This is a genomic window from Bacillus sp. PK6-013 (assembly GCF_054161445.1).
Genome location: NZ_CP096417.1, coordinates 3,512,057 through 3,526,450, shown reverse-complemented (window position 1 = coordinate 3,526,450; position 14,394 = coordinate 3,512,057). Strand labels below are relative to the sequence as shown.

The window sequence follows — 14,394 nt, the reverse complement described above, 5'->3', positions numbered from 1 at the left end:
CCAAGGTTTTTTCGTTATTCCACAACAGGCGTCAAAGAACCGCCGTCCCAGATGTCTCCTTTATTCAGCGTCCATGGATGAAGATAGAGGGCGCCCGCTCCCTTATTCACAGCAGGGCTCCACCCATCGTTCCACGCCAGGAAGTACGTCGTATTCGGGTATTTCTCTTTGATTGCATGGATAAACCGCGCGTAATCCAGCCCGCCGTTTGTCGTCTGTGGCCCGACCTCTGTAAAGGCAAACGGCTTGTTCAGAGATGTGAGCTGATCGTAGCCATCAATGGCGTGCGGGTCATCAAAATAAGCGTCAAGCCCGACAATATCAACATATGATGCGCCCGGATAAAAGTCTGTTTTAAAGTCTCTGTTGGCGTCAGGTGCATACACCCACAACAGATGATCCAAACCTCTTGTCTTTGTCATATAGTCATAGATTTTCACATAGAGCCGTTTGTACAAGGAGATTCTCGCGCTGTCTTTTTGATTATATTGCGTCAGCCCCCACCAGAACCATTCGCCGTTCATTTCGTGAAGGGGTCTGAACAGAACGGGCACACCTTCATTTTCAAGCTCCTGAAGGCCATCGGCGATTTTGCTCAGCATCGTCTCAAGCCGTTTTCCTTCGGGTGTGGAAGAATCTAAAATTCTCTCATACTGGCTGTTTGAAATCTGAGTTTTATAATGACCCGAAGTAAACGCGGGGTTTGCGAGGTGCAGGCTGATTTGCGGTATGCCTCCGCTTTTCCAGTATGCGATCAAATCGCTGTTGCAGCTGTAGTCAATCGTATCGGCGATCTCCTCCGGCTCCAGCCATCCCCTTGCATAATCGCAGCCGTATATGGCTGGCAGCTGTCCTGTTGCCTGTTTGATCCGGTCGGCTTCAGTCAGCGAAAATGTGTCGAGGCTGTATCCTCCGAATGCCCCGGACATCACTCGGTTTTCCGTCCGATTGGGCAGGTGGGCAAGCCAGTTCATCACCGCTTTCGTCGTCGGCTGGGCATTCGGGTTCACCGGAGAAACGGTGTGTGCGTAGCTCGGCTGCGAAACGGCAAAAGCAAGGAGCAGCGCGAAGATAGAGCAAACGATGCTTTTTTTCACTAAGGTAAAACCCCCCTAAAAATCTAGATTGTCTTAAGCGATCTTATTATACATGCTGTTTCCAAAATATTCATGGTCAGATCGTCGTATTGTAGGGAAATAAAAAAACAGCCATCAGGCTGTTTTATGAATGAAGGAAACGGGTGATCATTCCATAGAGATGCTGGACATTGTCCTGATGCTCCAAATTTGTCAGCATGCCCTGGAGCACGGGGACGCGGGGCGAATCTTTTCTCAGCTCTTCCTCGATCACATCCAGTGTAATGAGAATGTCTTCCGGCAGCGCCGGCTGACGTTTGGCATCTTCAAGCTCCCGCAAAATCGTATGTTTATCGGCCGTACTGCCGGCGTTCCGGTAATAGCTGTACGTCCGTCCGGCCAGGATCGGCTGCTCCCCGTTTTGAACCATGCCATCAATCATGTCATCGATTCTTCTCATAATAAAATCCGCAAGTTCGTAAAAATCGATATCCAGTTCATTAAAGATAAACAAATTTTGATAAGACTGCACGATGCCTTGAACGATCACGGACAAGTCTGACAGATAGGGCTTCACAATGTCCCCATAGGCTGCTGACAGCGCGTTTTTATACGTCTCGTGGAATTTTTGGCTGACATTTTTAAAATATTCTTCGATCTTGCTGTTTTCAGGGATGCTATGTTCGCTGATCATCACGAGAATAAAGTCGCGGTGCTCCTTGCTCTCACTGAATTGATAAGCAATCTGCTCCTTGAACGTTTCCTTCGGAGGAAAATTCTTTTGCTGAATGATCTTCATATTTTCCATCGTTCGATCGATATAATACTTAATGATTGCAAGCAAAAGCGCTTCTTTCGACTTGAAATGCAGGTAGAAAGCTCCTTTTGAGATGTTGCATTCATTGGCGATGTCCTGAATCGTTGTGGAAGCAAACCCGTTTTTCGCGAACAGGTGCAGGCCTGCTTTAATGATTTTTTCTTCTTTTTCTGTCATGAATGTACCCCTTTAACACTTCTTTAAAATTGAATAAATTTTAACATATATAAGTTGACGCTGTTTACTTTTGAAGTTTATTATTGTATAGAATGACCAGTCAGTCAATCTGTATTCTGAAAATGATATACACAATGGAGGTCGTAATGAATTCTATCATTAATTTTGTACTAAAGAACAAGTTCGCTGTGTGGCTGATGACGATTATTGTTACGGTTGCCGGCATTTATGCGGGTTTAAATATGAAGCAGGAATCGATTCCTGATGTGAACATGCCTTATTTGACCGTCAGCACGACATACCCCGGAGCCACTCCGAGCCAGGTAGCTGATGAAGTCACAAAGCCTGTTGAACAAGCCGTGCAAAACCTGGACGGCGTCAGCGTTGTGACGTCCACTTCGTATGAAAACGCATCATCGGTGATGATTGAATACGATTATGAAAAGGATATGGACAAAGCGAAGACGGAAGCCGCTGAAGCATTGGCGAATCTCGATCTGCCGGACAATGCGAAAGAGCCGAGCATTTCGCGCTACAGCATGAATTCCTTCCCGATCCTCGCGCTCAGCGTGTCCAGTGATAAAGACGATCTTCAAAGCTTGACGAAAAAAGTGGAAGACAGCCTCCTGACGAAGCTTGAAGGCCTTGAAGGCGTAGCTTCCGTTCAGCTTTCCGGACAGCAGGTTGAAGAAGTCGAATTTTCATTTAAAAAAGACAAATTGAAGCAATATGGGCTTGACGAGGATACAGTCAAGCAAGTGATTCAAGGATCTGATGTGACGACTCCGCTTGGGTTGTACACATTCGGGAAAGAAGAAAAATCGGTCGTCGTCAGCGGCGATATCGAAACAATTAAAGACTTGAAAAATATGAGAATTCCAGCGGCGTCTGCCGGAGGCGCAAGCGCGCAAGCCGGAGCGCAAAGTGCGCAAGCGGCCCAGGGCGCGCAGGCTCAAGCCGGAGCACAGAGCGCCGGACAAGCTCAGCAAAGCGCGGGAATCCCGACGGTTAAGCTGTCTGACATCGCAACGATTAAAGATGTCAAAAAAGCCGAATCCATTTCACGAACCAATGGTAAAGACAGCATCGGCATCAGCGTCATTAAAGCAAACGACGCCAATACCGTCGAGGTAGCCGACAACGTAAAAGCTGAACTCGAACAATTCAAAAAAGACCACAAAGGCTTCAAATACAGCTCGACATACGATCAAGCCGAACCGATCACCGAGTCGGTCGAGACGATGCTGAGCAAAGCGATTTTCGGAGCGATCTTTGCGGTTGTGATCATTCTCTTATTCCTAAGGGATATTAAATCAACATTAATCTCGGTCATTTCGATTCCATTGTCATTGTTAATCGCACTGCTTGTCTTGAACCAGCTTGATATCACGCTCAATATCATGACGCTCGGCGCCATGACGGTCGCCATCGGACGGGTTGTCGACGACTCGATCGTCGTCATTGAAAACATTTACCGCCGCATGAGGCTGAAAGATGAGCCGCTGCGCGGAAAAGCGCTCGTACGCGAAGCGACGAAGGAAATGTTCATGCCGATCATGTCATCAACGATCGTGACGATCGCGGTATTCCTGCCGCTCGCACTCGTCGGCGGTCAAATCGGCGAATTGTTCCTGCCGTTTGCCTTAACGATTGTATTCGCGCTTGCCGCATCCCTGCTGATCGCGATCACGCTCGTGCCGATGCTTGCGCACACCCTCTTCAAAAAGTCGTTGACAGGTGCGCCGGTGAAGGCGAAAGAACACAAGCCTGGGGTACTGGCCAACTTCTACAAAAAAGTGTTGAATTGGTCGCTCAGCCATAAATGGATCACTTCGATCATCGCGGTTCTGATGCTGGTCGGAAGCTTGTTCCTCGTGCCGCTAATCGGAGCGAGCTACTTGCCTGCTACAAAAGATAAAATGGTGCAAATCACATACACTCCTGAACCGGGAGAAACGAAAAAAGAAGCGGAAAAAGAAGCGCAAAAAGCTGAAAAAGTCCTATTGGACCGCAAACACGTCGATACGGTTCAATATACGTTAGGAGCGGGAAATCCGTTGATGGGCGGAAGCTCAAACGGCGCGTTGTTCTATATCAAATATGAGGAAGACACACCTGATTTTGATAAAGAAAAAGACAACGTCCTAAAAGACATTCAGAAGCAATCCAAACGCGGAGAATGGAAAACCCAGGATTTCAGCTCTTCAGGCAATAACAATCAGTTAACGTATTATGTGTACGGAGATTCAGAAAAAGAGATTAAAGGCACTGTAAAAGAGATCGAAAAGATTATGAAAGACCAAAAAGACCTGAAGAACGTAAACTCAGGCCTGTCCAGCACATATGACGAATTTACTTTTGTCGCTGACCAGGAGAAATTAAGCAAACTCGGGTTAACGGCATCACAGATTTCTCAGGCGCTCATGAAAGAAACATCGCAGGCGCCGCTTACAACCGTGAAAAAAGACGGAAAAGATCTTGATGTCACGATTAAAACAGAAGAAGAAACATATAAAAGCGTCAAAGATTTAGAAAACAAGAAAATCACAACTCCGACCGGCCAGGAAGTAAAAATCGGCGATGTCGCGAAAGTGAAAGAAGGCACGACATCTGACACGATTTCAAAACGCGACGGCAAAATCTATGCCGATGTCACGGCGGAAGTTACATCGGACAACGTCACAGCCGTATCAGTCGACGTACAGAAAAACATCGACAAGATCGAGCTGCCTGACAACGTCACAATCGATACAGGCGGCGTATCCGCTGATATCGAAGATTCCTTTACAAAACTCGGACTCGCGATGCTTGCGGCGGTCGCGATCGTCTACCTTGTGCTTGTGATTACATTCGGCGGAGCACTGGCGCCATTTGCGATCCTGTTCTCGCTGCCGTTTACGATTATCGGCGCCTTGGTGGGACTATACGTATCAGGAGAAACGATCAGCCTGAACGCAATGATCGGAATGCTGATGCTGATCGGAATCGTCGTCACAAACGCGATTGTCTTAATCGACCGCGTCATCCATAAGGAAGCGGAAGGGCTCTCAACGAGAGAAGCGCTCCTTGAAGCCGGCTCTACAAGGCTCCGTCCGATCCTGATGACGGCCATCGCCACAATCGGCGCCCTGATTCCATTGGCGCTCGGATTTGAAGGCGGCAGCCAGGTCATTTCAAAAGGACTCGGCGTCACCGTTATCGGCGGTTTGATCAGTTCGACGCTCCTTACCCTTCTGATCGTACCGATCGTATACGAAGTGCTGGCGAAATTCCGCCGGAAAAAACCGGGTATGAAAGAAGAGTAAGTCGATAAAACATGAACCCCTTGGAATGCTCCTTTCCAAGGGGTTTTTTCTTTGATGAGACGATCGTCGGTGTTTAACAAATATATCCTGTGTTATGCTTTGTTTAAAAAAGGCAACAGAGGAGGCAGTGAATGGAATCGAAAGGAAACAACGAACCAAGCCCCAATGCCGTAAAGCGGCTCACCTGGATCATACCGATCGTGTTGATCGGAGTCATTTTTCTCTTGAAAAATATAAGAAATCCTGTGACTGATGTTTTATTTTATATTGTATGTGCAGGTGTTATCGCCTTAGTCATTTTCAGCATCATGAAAGAGACAAAAAGCAGATGAAAGCATGTTATGAGCTTGTCGATAAAGGTTGAAATGATCTTCATCGACAAGCTTTTTTAATGCTGCTGATTTCGTTCTCCAGCCCCGCAAAGAAGCGGTTAATCATGCGGATTGATTACCGCCAGCAGCTGATGGTCTTCCCATTTTCCGTTGATCTTAACGTTTTTCCGGGCGATGCCTTCTTTGTGAAAGCCCGCCTTCTCCAGCACCCGGATCGAGGCAAGATTACGGGGCATGACGCCGGCTTCGATGCGATGGAGCTTGAGATCTTGAAAGGCGAACTCGACCATCAGCTTGACGGCTTCTGTCGTGTAGCCTTTGCCGTTGTGTTTCTGATCCAAAAAATAGCCGATGAAGGCGCTTTGCAAGGAGCCGCGCAGTACCTGGAAAAGGTTGATCGTTCCGATCAGCGTATCGTTTGCAGGATCAAAGATGCCAAAATAATAATCTACATCGTTCTGCATATTTTCATATAACCTTTGAAGCCTCTTCTGTTGTCCTTCGATTGTATAAAACTCTTCGTTCCGCTCCATTGAAAACTGTTCAAAAAACGGGCGGTTTGCGTTCTGCAAGTCAAGGCAAGCCTCGGCGTCTTCAGCCGTGAGCGGCCTGATATAAATGTTTGTCCCTTTTTTGATCATGGAAAGTCTCCTTTTATAAAGATGGAATGTGGTCGGCTTTTTTCATCAACTCTTCAAAATACGCAAAAAATTGATCCCTGTCGACTTGATCGACGACTTCGACCATTCTGCCGTGAGGATGCTCTTCTGTCGTTCCTTGGCGCGGGCTTTCCGTATGGACAACCGCCTTGACGCTGCGCGAGCGTGTCATATCGACTGTGCCGAGTGTCAGCGTCGTCAGCACATCCCAAAGGTAGTATGTCGAATTCGTCTCGTTATGGACAAGCGGCGGACACATCGCATAGCACTGGCCGATAAAATCGATCCCGACATGCTTTCTGAGGCTTGCCCAATGGGAGCGGATATCGTTTGTCAATGGCACCTGGTTCGTGCTTTCAAGCGCGACCATTTCGATCTGAATATCGCGTTCAAACACCGTCTTGACGCTGTAAGGGTCCCAAAAGGCGTTCCATTCCGCCGTCCCGTCGTGCTCAGGCTCTTCCACATTTCCTTTCTCAAGGAAGGTACCGCCCATCCAGACAAGTTTGGCAATGTGCTTGATGATCGCCGGTTCTTCCTCAAGCGCCCTCGCCAAGTCTGTCAGCGGGCCGGTGAACAGCAGCGTCACCGGTTCCGGGCTCTGTTTGACGCATTCAATGAGATGGAGGTGAGCGGGCAGGTCTGACACAGGGGTCCGGACTTCGCCTTTTTCATTTAAAAGCGGCAGGGCGTCGACATAAAAAGCGTGCATGCGCCACTCCTTCGGGAACGGATGCACCCCTCTCGAATCGGATGCCGCAGTCTCGACCTGGTACGAACCGAAGCGGTCAATGATTTTTCGGCTGGCACTGAGAGCCGGCTCCAAATAGCAATCCGCCGGTATGACGGATGCTCCGATCAATTTGACATCTTCCATCTGCAATAGCAGAAATAAAGAGACGAGATCATCGACGCCTCCGTCATGGTTAAAATAAACGGGCTTTTTCACAGCAACAGCTCCTTTTTTCTTAATATTAATTATTTTACATCAATTAGATCCTGAAGTCTTTTTTACCATGAATTAGGGCATTTTATCTAAAATTAAACAAATAATAAAACCCATTTTGTTGCGATTTTTTCAACAACTAGTATAATTAAAGGTTGTTGGTAAAGAAATGATACGGATACTCTAATAGGATGATGAAAACATGAAACGTGCACGAATCATATACAATCCGACTTCCGGACGCGAAATTTTCAAAAAAAACCTTGCCCAAGTTCTGCAGAAATTCGAGCAGGCAGGCTATGAAACGTCTTGCCATGCGACAACAGGGGAAGGGGATGCCGTACAGGCCGCCAGAAACGCCGCTGAGCGGGAATTTGACTTGATTGTTGCGGCCGGAGGAGACGGCACATTAAATGAAGTCATCAACGGACTGGCGCCGTTGGAACACCGTCCCAAGCTCGGAGTCATTCCGGTCGGAACGACGAATGACTTTGCGAGAGCGCTCGGCATTCCGCGCGAGGATATTTTAAAGGCGGTAAACACAATACTAGAGGGAGAAGCCCGTCCGATTGACATCGGCCGCGTCAACGGCCAATATTTCATCAATATTGCCGGCGGCGGACGCCTCACCGAACTGACATATGACGTACCAAGCAAATTGAAGACGATGCTCGGCCATCTTGCCTATTATTTAAAAGGAATGGAAATGCTCCTTCCTTCGCTAAGGCCGACCGAGGTCGAAATCGAATACGACGGCAAGCTGTTTGAAGGAGAAGTGATGCTGTTTCTCGTCATGCTGACGAACTCCGTCGGCGGCTTTGAGAAGCTCGCTCCAGACTCAAGCTTGAATGACGGCATGTTTGACCTCGTTATTTTAAAACGGGCAAACCTCGCCGAATTCATCAGACTTGTCGGACTTGCCCTCCGCGGCGAACATATCAATGACGAGCATATCATCTACACGAAAGCAAACCGCGTCAAAGTGACGGTCAAAGACAAAATGCTCCTCAACCTTGACGGCGAATACGGCGGCGAACTGCCAGGCGAATTCGAAAACCTCTACCGCCATATCGATGTCGTCATGTCAAAAGAAAAAGCGAGAAAATTGGATGATTGAACTTGGTCTAAAGAGCTGGCCAAGTTTTTCTTATAGCAGGTGAAAAAGATGAAACAAAAAGCCCCCGTTCAAAAAAATGAATATTACAATGTCGTATTTGAAGATTTAACACACGAAGGAGCCGGCGTCGCCAAAGTCGACGGCTTCCCGATTTTCGTGCCGAACGCACTCCCTGAAGAAAAGGCTCAGATCAAAGTGACCCGGGTCAAAAAAGGCTTCGCCTTCGGCCGCCTTATCGACTTGAAAGAAGAAAGCCGCTTTCGTACAGACGCGCCGTGCCCGATCTACAAGCAGTGCGGCGGCTGCCAGCTTCAGCACATCAACTACGAAGGCCAGCTTCTCTACAAGCAGAAGCAAGTCAAAGACGTGCTTGAGCGAATCGGCAAGCTCGATTTAAGCCGGATCACCGTCCACCCGACCCTCGGCATGGAAGACCCGTGGAACTACCGAAACAAAGCGCAGGTCCCTGTCGGCGAAAGAGAAGGCGGTCTGATCGCAGGCTTCTACCAGCAGCGCAGCCATGAAATCATCGACATGAACGAATGCCTGATCCAGCAGTCGGAAAACGACCGCGTCGTTCAAGCGATTAAAGAAATCTGCGGCAAATACGGCATCAAGGCGTACAACGAAGAACGCCACAAAGGCTGGCTCAGACACATCATGGTCAGATACGGCGCCGTCACAGGCGAAATGATGGTCGTCTTCATCACAAGAACAAACGACTTCCCGCACAAAGCGAAAATCGTCGAGGAGATCACCGCGGCATTCCCGCACGTCAAATCGATCGTCCAAAACATCAACCCGAAAAAAACAAACGTCATTTTCGGCGACGAAACAACCGTCATCTGGGGAGAAGAATACATTTACGACACAATCGGAGAGATCAAATTCGCCATCTCCGCCAGATCGTTCTACCAAGTCAACCCTGAGCAAACAAAGGTGCTCTATGACAAAGCGCTTGAATACGCCGAATTGAACGGCGAAGAAACAGTCATTGACGCCTACTGCGGCATCGGCACGATCTCGCTGTTTCTGGCGAAGCAGGCGAAAAAAGTATACGGCGTCGAAATTGTACCGGAAGCGATTGAGGACGCGAAGCGGAATGCCGAGTTGAACGGTATTGAGAACGCTGAGTTTGAAGTTGGCGAAGCGGAGACCGTGATTCCGAAATGGTATGAGGAAGGCATTACGGCTGACACGCTAGTGGTTGACCCGCCGCGCAAAGGCTGCGATGAGGCGTTGCTGCGGACGATTTTGGAGATGAAGCCGAAGCGTGTGGTTTATGTGTCTTGCAACCCGGGAACCTTGGCGCGCGATTTGCGGGTGCTTGAGGATGGCGGGTATGAGACGCTTGAAGTGCAGCCTGTTGATATGTTTCCGCATACTAGCCATGTGGAGTGTGTGGCGAAGTTGGTTTTGAAGGTACAGTGAATTAAATGTACTTAGCTAAGAGGAAAGGTTGTAATGTATTTTAACCTTTCCTTTTATTTCCGCTTTAAAACTTGTCTTTCAGTTTGCTTAATTTCCTTTTCAAAGTTTGAACTTACAGAACTAGCTTTCTTTTCTGCAAGACCGTAAAGCTTTTGAAGTTTTAGACTGTCTTTAATTAGACCTCTGAGGTCATCTTTAACAGTCTGTAAAAGAATACTTTCCTCAATGATATGGGAGTGATAATGAGCGGTTGTAAACTTGGCATAGCCCCCACAAATGCACAGATTTCCCTGCATTAACACCATCCAGAATTATTCCCTCTCGAACAGCTTATAAGTCGTTTGTTCCGATATGTCGAGAAGGTTTGCTAATGATCTTCCTGTTAAAACCTCTTAATTGTAATATATTATCCCCATGACACAATCATTATAGTAACAATACGGCGTAAAACAATACAATATATAAAAACTTCTCTTTTTTGACGTACATGACATAAATTATATAGGCAAGGGAGGGAACGAACATATAGTTTTTCACCTAAATAAAATGTTGGTATCTGTCTTTATTGAGATTGATATTTTTAAACCAGTTGTACGCTCCTAAAATTTTGGAAAAGTTTTGTTCTGAGGAGATACCGGATTTGGGCACTGATGGATTGTCAATAAGTAGAATGACATGACACTATAAATTTAGCCAATTTAGTCGAAAGTAATCTGATATTTTGTTAATATAAATTTACATATTACAGAAAGGGAGTAAGAAAATGATATCTTCTGAAAAAGGAAACTCAATATATTCAATAAATAAATTAAAAGAATTAATTGAAAGATTTGGTGATGAAAATATAAACAGATATATAGATTTTTATGAAGCGTTTCCTGTTAGTTTACAGAGGTTATTATCACTTTTTCACTATGAATTTAATCGGTTACTTAGATATTTAAACAGCAGACTACAAAATGGACACTATAATGCTTATGAGAGCAGAGAACTAATTTATCTAATTGATGAAGTCAGAACTATTCAATCGAATTTAAAGGGGTCTGAATTAGATTTTGATTTAACTCAGGATTACAAGCAACGACTAACCGAATGCAGAGACTTCTTGAGAGAAAGTAATGGGAGTTCTATTCCTAGTGAATTTGAGAAAGTAAATATTATCGAAAATGAACCTATATTTTATATCCGTACAGCTGTCAAAATTCCTAGAAAGGGAGCAATGACACTATATCAAACAAAGGTGATTGGTAAAGGTTCTTATGCGAGAGTGTATAAGTATAAGGATGAATACTACGACCGATTTTTTGTTATTAAAAAAGCACTAAAAAACCTAAATGAAAAGGAGTTAGAGAGGTTTAGAAGAGAGTTTGAGGAGATGAAAAAATTAAATTCTCCTTATATTATTGAAGTTTACAATTTTGATGAAGACAATCATCAGTATACTATGGAATATGCTGATGAAACACTAGAAGATTTCATTTCAAAAAATGATGAAAAATTGAATGTAAACAAAAGAATTAGTCTAGTGAGACAAATTCTTCAAGCCTTTATTTATATAAATAGTAAAGGAGTCTTACATAGAGATATAAGTACAAAGAATATTCTAATAAAAAAATTTGAGGGAGTAGACATCATAAAAGTTTCTGACTTTGGTTTGGTAAAAATACCTGATAGTACTTTGACAAGTAAGAACACTGAGTTTAAAGGTTCTTTAAATGACCCTAAATTAGAAGTCATTGGATTTGATAAATATGAGGCAATACACGAGACATATGCACTAACAAGATTAATTTATTTCGTAATGACTGGAAGAAGAACATTAGGTTCATTTAATAGTGAAGAGTTCGAAAATTTTGTTATGAAAGGTATTTCTGATAATATCAACGAACGATATAAAGACGTTGAGGAACTCCGTAATAATTTTTTTAAGATAAGAAGCTTTTAATTAGAAGTTAAAGCAAATAGAGAGCGAAGGGACGGGCATAAGGAACTGATTATTAAAGAGATATTTAAAAATAAATAATTTGGTACTTTCATAATCCCTATTATAATTCTAAAACTTGGTATATTACCTGATGGATTAACAGGCATAATAGTTTTATAAGCGACTTTTCTTTTTGGTGTAAGATAACTATAGGTGTATGCCCACTGAATAAACAAAAATAAGTACCTATAATAATAGTATAAGTTTAAGGTTATTCTTGAATCTAATAGGAATTGAAAATTGTCAAGGAAGGAGTGAAGTAATTGGAAAGGGTAAAGTTTTATTCATTAAACGATATTACATTTGGCCGTAATCTAAGAATGTGTGAAAGTCTCATTAAAGAACACGAAGCAGGAAAAGAAGCACAGGATATTAACGACATAATTGAGCTATATAATGTTAAGAAGTATTTCGACAAGAAAATATTCCTAACAAATTGGGCTGCGGATGATATAAATCATTACGAGAAAATAGTGAAAACATTTCTGGGGACTGTAGCTAAATTTTTTAAAGCCATAACCAACGATAGCCTTATTACACTCTATGTTGATGTTGATATCTTTTACAAAAGTGATTTTTGGGAATTAATCGAGAAATTTAATGTGTATGAAAGCATTGCTGAGGAAAGATTTAAGGAGATTTTGTATAGTACAGAAGTGTCGCTATATGAATTACTCAAATACAAAAACATTACAGAGCACTTTGGTGGCATTATTAGGGAATATATGCTTGAGCATACCTCATCCGCCGAAATTCTTTTGTATAAATACGAACTAAAACATTTTCGGGAAAAAGATCCTATTTATTTTCCGAAAGAATTAAGTACCTTTGACAAGGAAACTATTATTAGCAATTACATTGATAGTGAAGACTCCAACATTAATTATTTAAGTCTTATAGCCAATATACAAAGCAATAAAGATAAACTTGAAATATCTCCGAAAACTTTGTTGAGAGCAAAAAGAAAAGTCGAAGTTCAAGAAAAACAAATTTTCAAAGAGAATTCAGGAATGGTTATGGAAACAACAGTTAACTTCTCCAAATCTCAGAATGAAGAAGCTACTTTAACTATAGAAGGCCAATCAATAACCGCAACATATAGCACAAAATGGCTTGAAGATAATAATGATTACCCTACTTTATTAAATAATTTTATTTATTTGTTTAACTTTGTTGATAATCAAATGAGATGCACTTTAGTGAACAAATATAACGAAATGGGTGTTTTAGAGCGGCTTTTTATTTCTTCCCAAAATGCTTACATGAAAGGAATTGTTTTTGAGCAAAAGAATATCTTATCATTACTTCAAATAGAAGGATATTACCATCAGTTATTTAGTATAGGCATAAGATTAGAAGAAGTGGTTGAATGGTTTTTTGAAGAATATCTTGCTAACGAGTTGAATGCTCACAATTTCAAAGTAACTATGCCTTCAGCAAATTCTACCTTTCTTGAAAAGTGTACCAATATTATGCCTGCATTAGAATCGGTGCTTAAACAATTTTCACTCTTTGTTCAAGAGGGACAAATTGACTTTGATTTGCTTGAAATTCGCTCTGAACATCTTATATATAAAAATATTCCATCATTAGTAAAAAGAAAATATGTCTACGGTCAAGGCGAAGAGTTTAATACTGCGACTCTTTTGCTTTTTTCCGATCAAAGTGGTTTGGGGTATAACGAAAAAGTAAAAAGAACATATGATACCTTTTTTGAATTGGTACGAAATGAAAAAATAAAAATAACCGACTATCCCGATTATGATACCCCTAAACTTAATTGGCTTTTGGACCATAAATATTTGGCTACCGATGAAAAAGGAAATATTATATTTAATGACGTCCTCCTTATTATGATTCTTAAAGATCTATATTTTAATGAAGTAATCAGTTATTGGAGATACTCGGAGTCGGGAAGAAAAATTATTAATAAACTTAAGGATAAAAAGGTTATTATCTTTGAATCCACGCTACTTTCAAGACCTGAACAAGACTATTTTAACTACACTCTTAACAAATCACAATTCAACAACGGATTAGATTTAAGAAACAGATACAGTCATACACAGCCCAAAAGTAGTGACGATGAAAAGCTACATAACCAAAATTACATGATATTTTTACGATTATTTATTGTATCACTAATCAAAATTAATGATGATATTTGTACATCTGCTGAAATAAGTCTACTAAAAAAAGCTAATGTCTAAAGACAGATCTTAATGGCAGTAGAGCGTCACGAGCAACTGGACTTGATAAAATTTTAGTTGGTTTATTGTGTGGTCAAATCAAAAAGTAAGAATTTCAAAATCATTATTAGATATATGTGGGTGAACACTAAACATCACGATTGATTTTTCTACAGTCAGCACTCATTCAATTTGTAATGTGTGGATGTGCTTGTCAAAAAAGATAAATAAAAATCTAAAAACATAAGCCTCTCCTGGGTTGGAGAGGCTTATAATGTTATATGAAGGTTCCATTTCTTGCATAAAGTCCTACTGAATAAAGAGGTGTATTAAAATAGAACACAAAATCTCGAATCAACTA

11 protein-coding genes are annotated in these 14,394 nt (G+C 42.7%); 6 read left to right on the top strand and 5 right to left on the bottom strand.

Features of this window, described 5'->3' with window-relative positions:
* Window positions 1-14: 14 nt before the first annotated feature.
* Both M1E03_RS17805 and M1E03_RS17800 read right to left on the bottom strand, forming a co-directional pair.
* Complete coding sequence (locus M1E03_RS17805) at window positions 15-1,097, bottom strand: glycoside hydrolase family 26 protein (protein ID WP_023855605.1); 1,083 nt, start codon at window positions 1,095-1,097, stop codon at window positions 15-17.
* 124 nt (window positions 1,098-1,221) lie between these two features.
* On the bottom strand, window positions 1,222-2,070 hold the full coding sequence (locus M1E03_RS17800) for a TetR/AcrR family transcriptional regulator (protein WP_020450471.1): 849 nt from the start codon (window positions 2,068-2,070) through the stop codon (window positions 1,222-1,224).
* Window positions 2,071-2,216: 146 nt separating this feature from the next.
* Here M1E03_RS17800 and M1E03_RS17795 point away from each other — a divergent pair, with 146 nt between their 5' ends.
* Together M1E03_RS17795 and M1E03_RS17790 are read left to right on the top strand one after the other, a co-directional pair.
* Window positions 2,217-5,375 (top strand): efflux RND transporter permease subunit, encoded by a 3,159-nt coding sequence (locus M1E03_RS17795; RefSeq protein WP_023855607.1) that lies wholly within the window; start codon window positions 2,217-2,219, stop codon window positions 5,373-5,375.
* 131 nt (window positions 5,376-5,506) lie between these two features.
* A complete protein-coding gene (locus M1E03_RS17790) occupies window positions 5,507-5,707 on the top strand; it encodes a hypothetical protein (RefSeq protein ID WP_039073296.1) in 201 nt (66 codons plus the stop codon).
* Window positions 5,708-5,805: 98 nt separating this feature from the next.
* On the opposite strand, the gene M1E03_RS17785 is transcribed toward M1E03_RS17790, so the two are convergent.
* Window positions 5,806-6,348, bottom strand: a complete 543-nt coding sequence (locus tag M1E03_RS17785; RefSeq protein WP_130569466.1) for a GNAT family N-acetyltransferase — start codon at window positions 6,346-6,348, stop codon at window positions 5,806-5,808.
* Between the two features lie 13 nt (window positions 6,349-6,361).
* Window positions 6,362-7,315 (bottom strand): nucleoside hydrolase, encoded by a 954-nt coding sequence (locus M1E03_RS17780; protein ID WP_145654457.1) that lies wholly within the window; start codon window positions 7,313-7,315, stop codon window positions 6,362-6,364.
* A gap of 199 nt (window positions 7,316-7,514) precedes the next feature.
* Between M1E03_RS17780 and M1E03_RS17775 the strand changes: the two genes are divergently transcribed.
* Both M1E03_RS17775 and rlmD read left to right on the top strand, forming a co-directional pair.
* Window positions 7,515-8,429 (top strand): diacylglycerol kinase, encoded by a 915-nt coding sequence (locus M1E03_RS17775; protein WP_023855610.1) that lies wholly within the window; start codon window positions 7,515-7,517, stop codon window positions 8,427-8,429.
* A 48-nt stretch (window positions 8,430-8,477) separates the two neighbouring features.
* A complete protein-coding gene (gene rlmD / locus M1E03_RS17770) occupies window positions 8,478-9,860 on the top strand; it encodes a 23S rRNA (uracil(1939)-C(5))-methyltransferase RlmD (RefSeq protein WP_458110542.1) in 1,383 nt (460 codons plus the stop codon).
* Window positions 9,861-9,913: 53 nt separating this feature from the next.
* Here rlmD and M1E03_RS17765 read toward each other — a convergent pair whose 3' ends face one another.
* Window positions 9,914-10,165: a hypothetical protein gene (locus tag M1E03_RS17765; protein WP_026578923.1), complete on the bottom strand. Its 252-nt coding sequence runs from the start codon at window positions 10,163-10,165 to the stop codon at window positions 9,914-9,916.
* 458 nt (window positions 10,166-10,623) lie between these two features.
* Here M1E03_RS17765 and M1E03_RS17760 point away from each other — a divergent pair, with 458 nt between their 5' ends.
* Together M1E03_RS17760 and M1E03_RS17755 are read left to right on the top strand one after the other, a co-directional pair.
* Window positions 10,624-11,805, top strand: coding sequence for a protein kinase domain-containing protein (locus tag M1E03_RS17760; RefSeq protein WP_051303743.1), 1,182 nt, complete (start codon window positions 10,624-10,626; stop codon window positions 11,803-11,805).
* 302 nt (window positions 11,806-12,107) lie between these two features.
* Complete coding sequence (locus M1E03_RS17755; RefSeq protein WP_238548659.1) at window positions 12,108-14,054, top strand: hypothetical protein; 1,947 nt, start codon at window positions 12,108-12,110, stop codon at window positions 14,052-14,054.
* Window positions 14,055-14,394 lie beyond the last annotated feature (340 nt).

What these genes read in the sequence shown, in the direction of transcription:
- M1E03_RS17785 (WP_130569466.1), bottom strand. Translation starts at nt 6,348, where the DNA reads ATGATCAAAAAAGGGACAAACATTTATATCAGGCCGCTCACGGCTGAA.
- M1E03_RS17775 (WP_023855610.1), top strand. Translation starts at nt 7,515, where the DNA reads ATGAAACGTGCACGAATCATATACAATCCGACTTCCGGACGCGAAATT.
- M1E03_RS17790 (WP_039073296.1), top strand. Translation starts at nt 5,507, where the DNA reads ATGGAATCGAAAGGAAACAACGAACCAAGCCCCAATGCCGTAAAGCGG.
- M1E03_RS17800 (WP_020450471.1), bottom strand. Translation starts at nt 2,070, where the DNA reads ATGACAGAAAAAGAAGAAAAAATCATTAAAGCAGGCCTGCACCTGTTC.
- M1E03_RS17795 (WP_023855607.1), top strand. Translation starts at nt 2,217, where the DNA reads ATGAATTCTATCATTAATTTTGTACTAAAGAACAAGTTCGCTGTGTGG.
- rlmD (WP_458110542.1), top strand. Translation starts at nt 8,478, where the DNA reads ATGAAACAAAAAGCCCCCGTTCAAAAAAATGAATATTACAATGTCGTA.
- M1E03_RS17760 (WP_051303743.1), top strand. Translation starts at nt 10,624, where the DNA reads ATGATATCTTCTGAAAAAGGAAACTCAATATATTCAATAAATAAATTA.
- M1E03_RS17765 (WP_026578923.1), bottom strand. Translation starts at nt 10,165, where the DNA reads ATGGTGTTAATGCAGGGAAATCTGTGCATTTGTGGGGGCTATGCCAAG.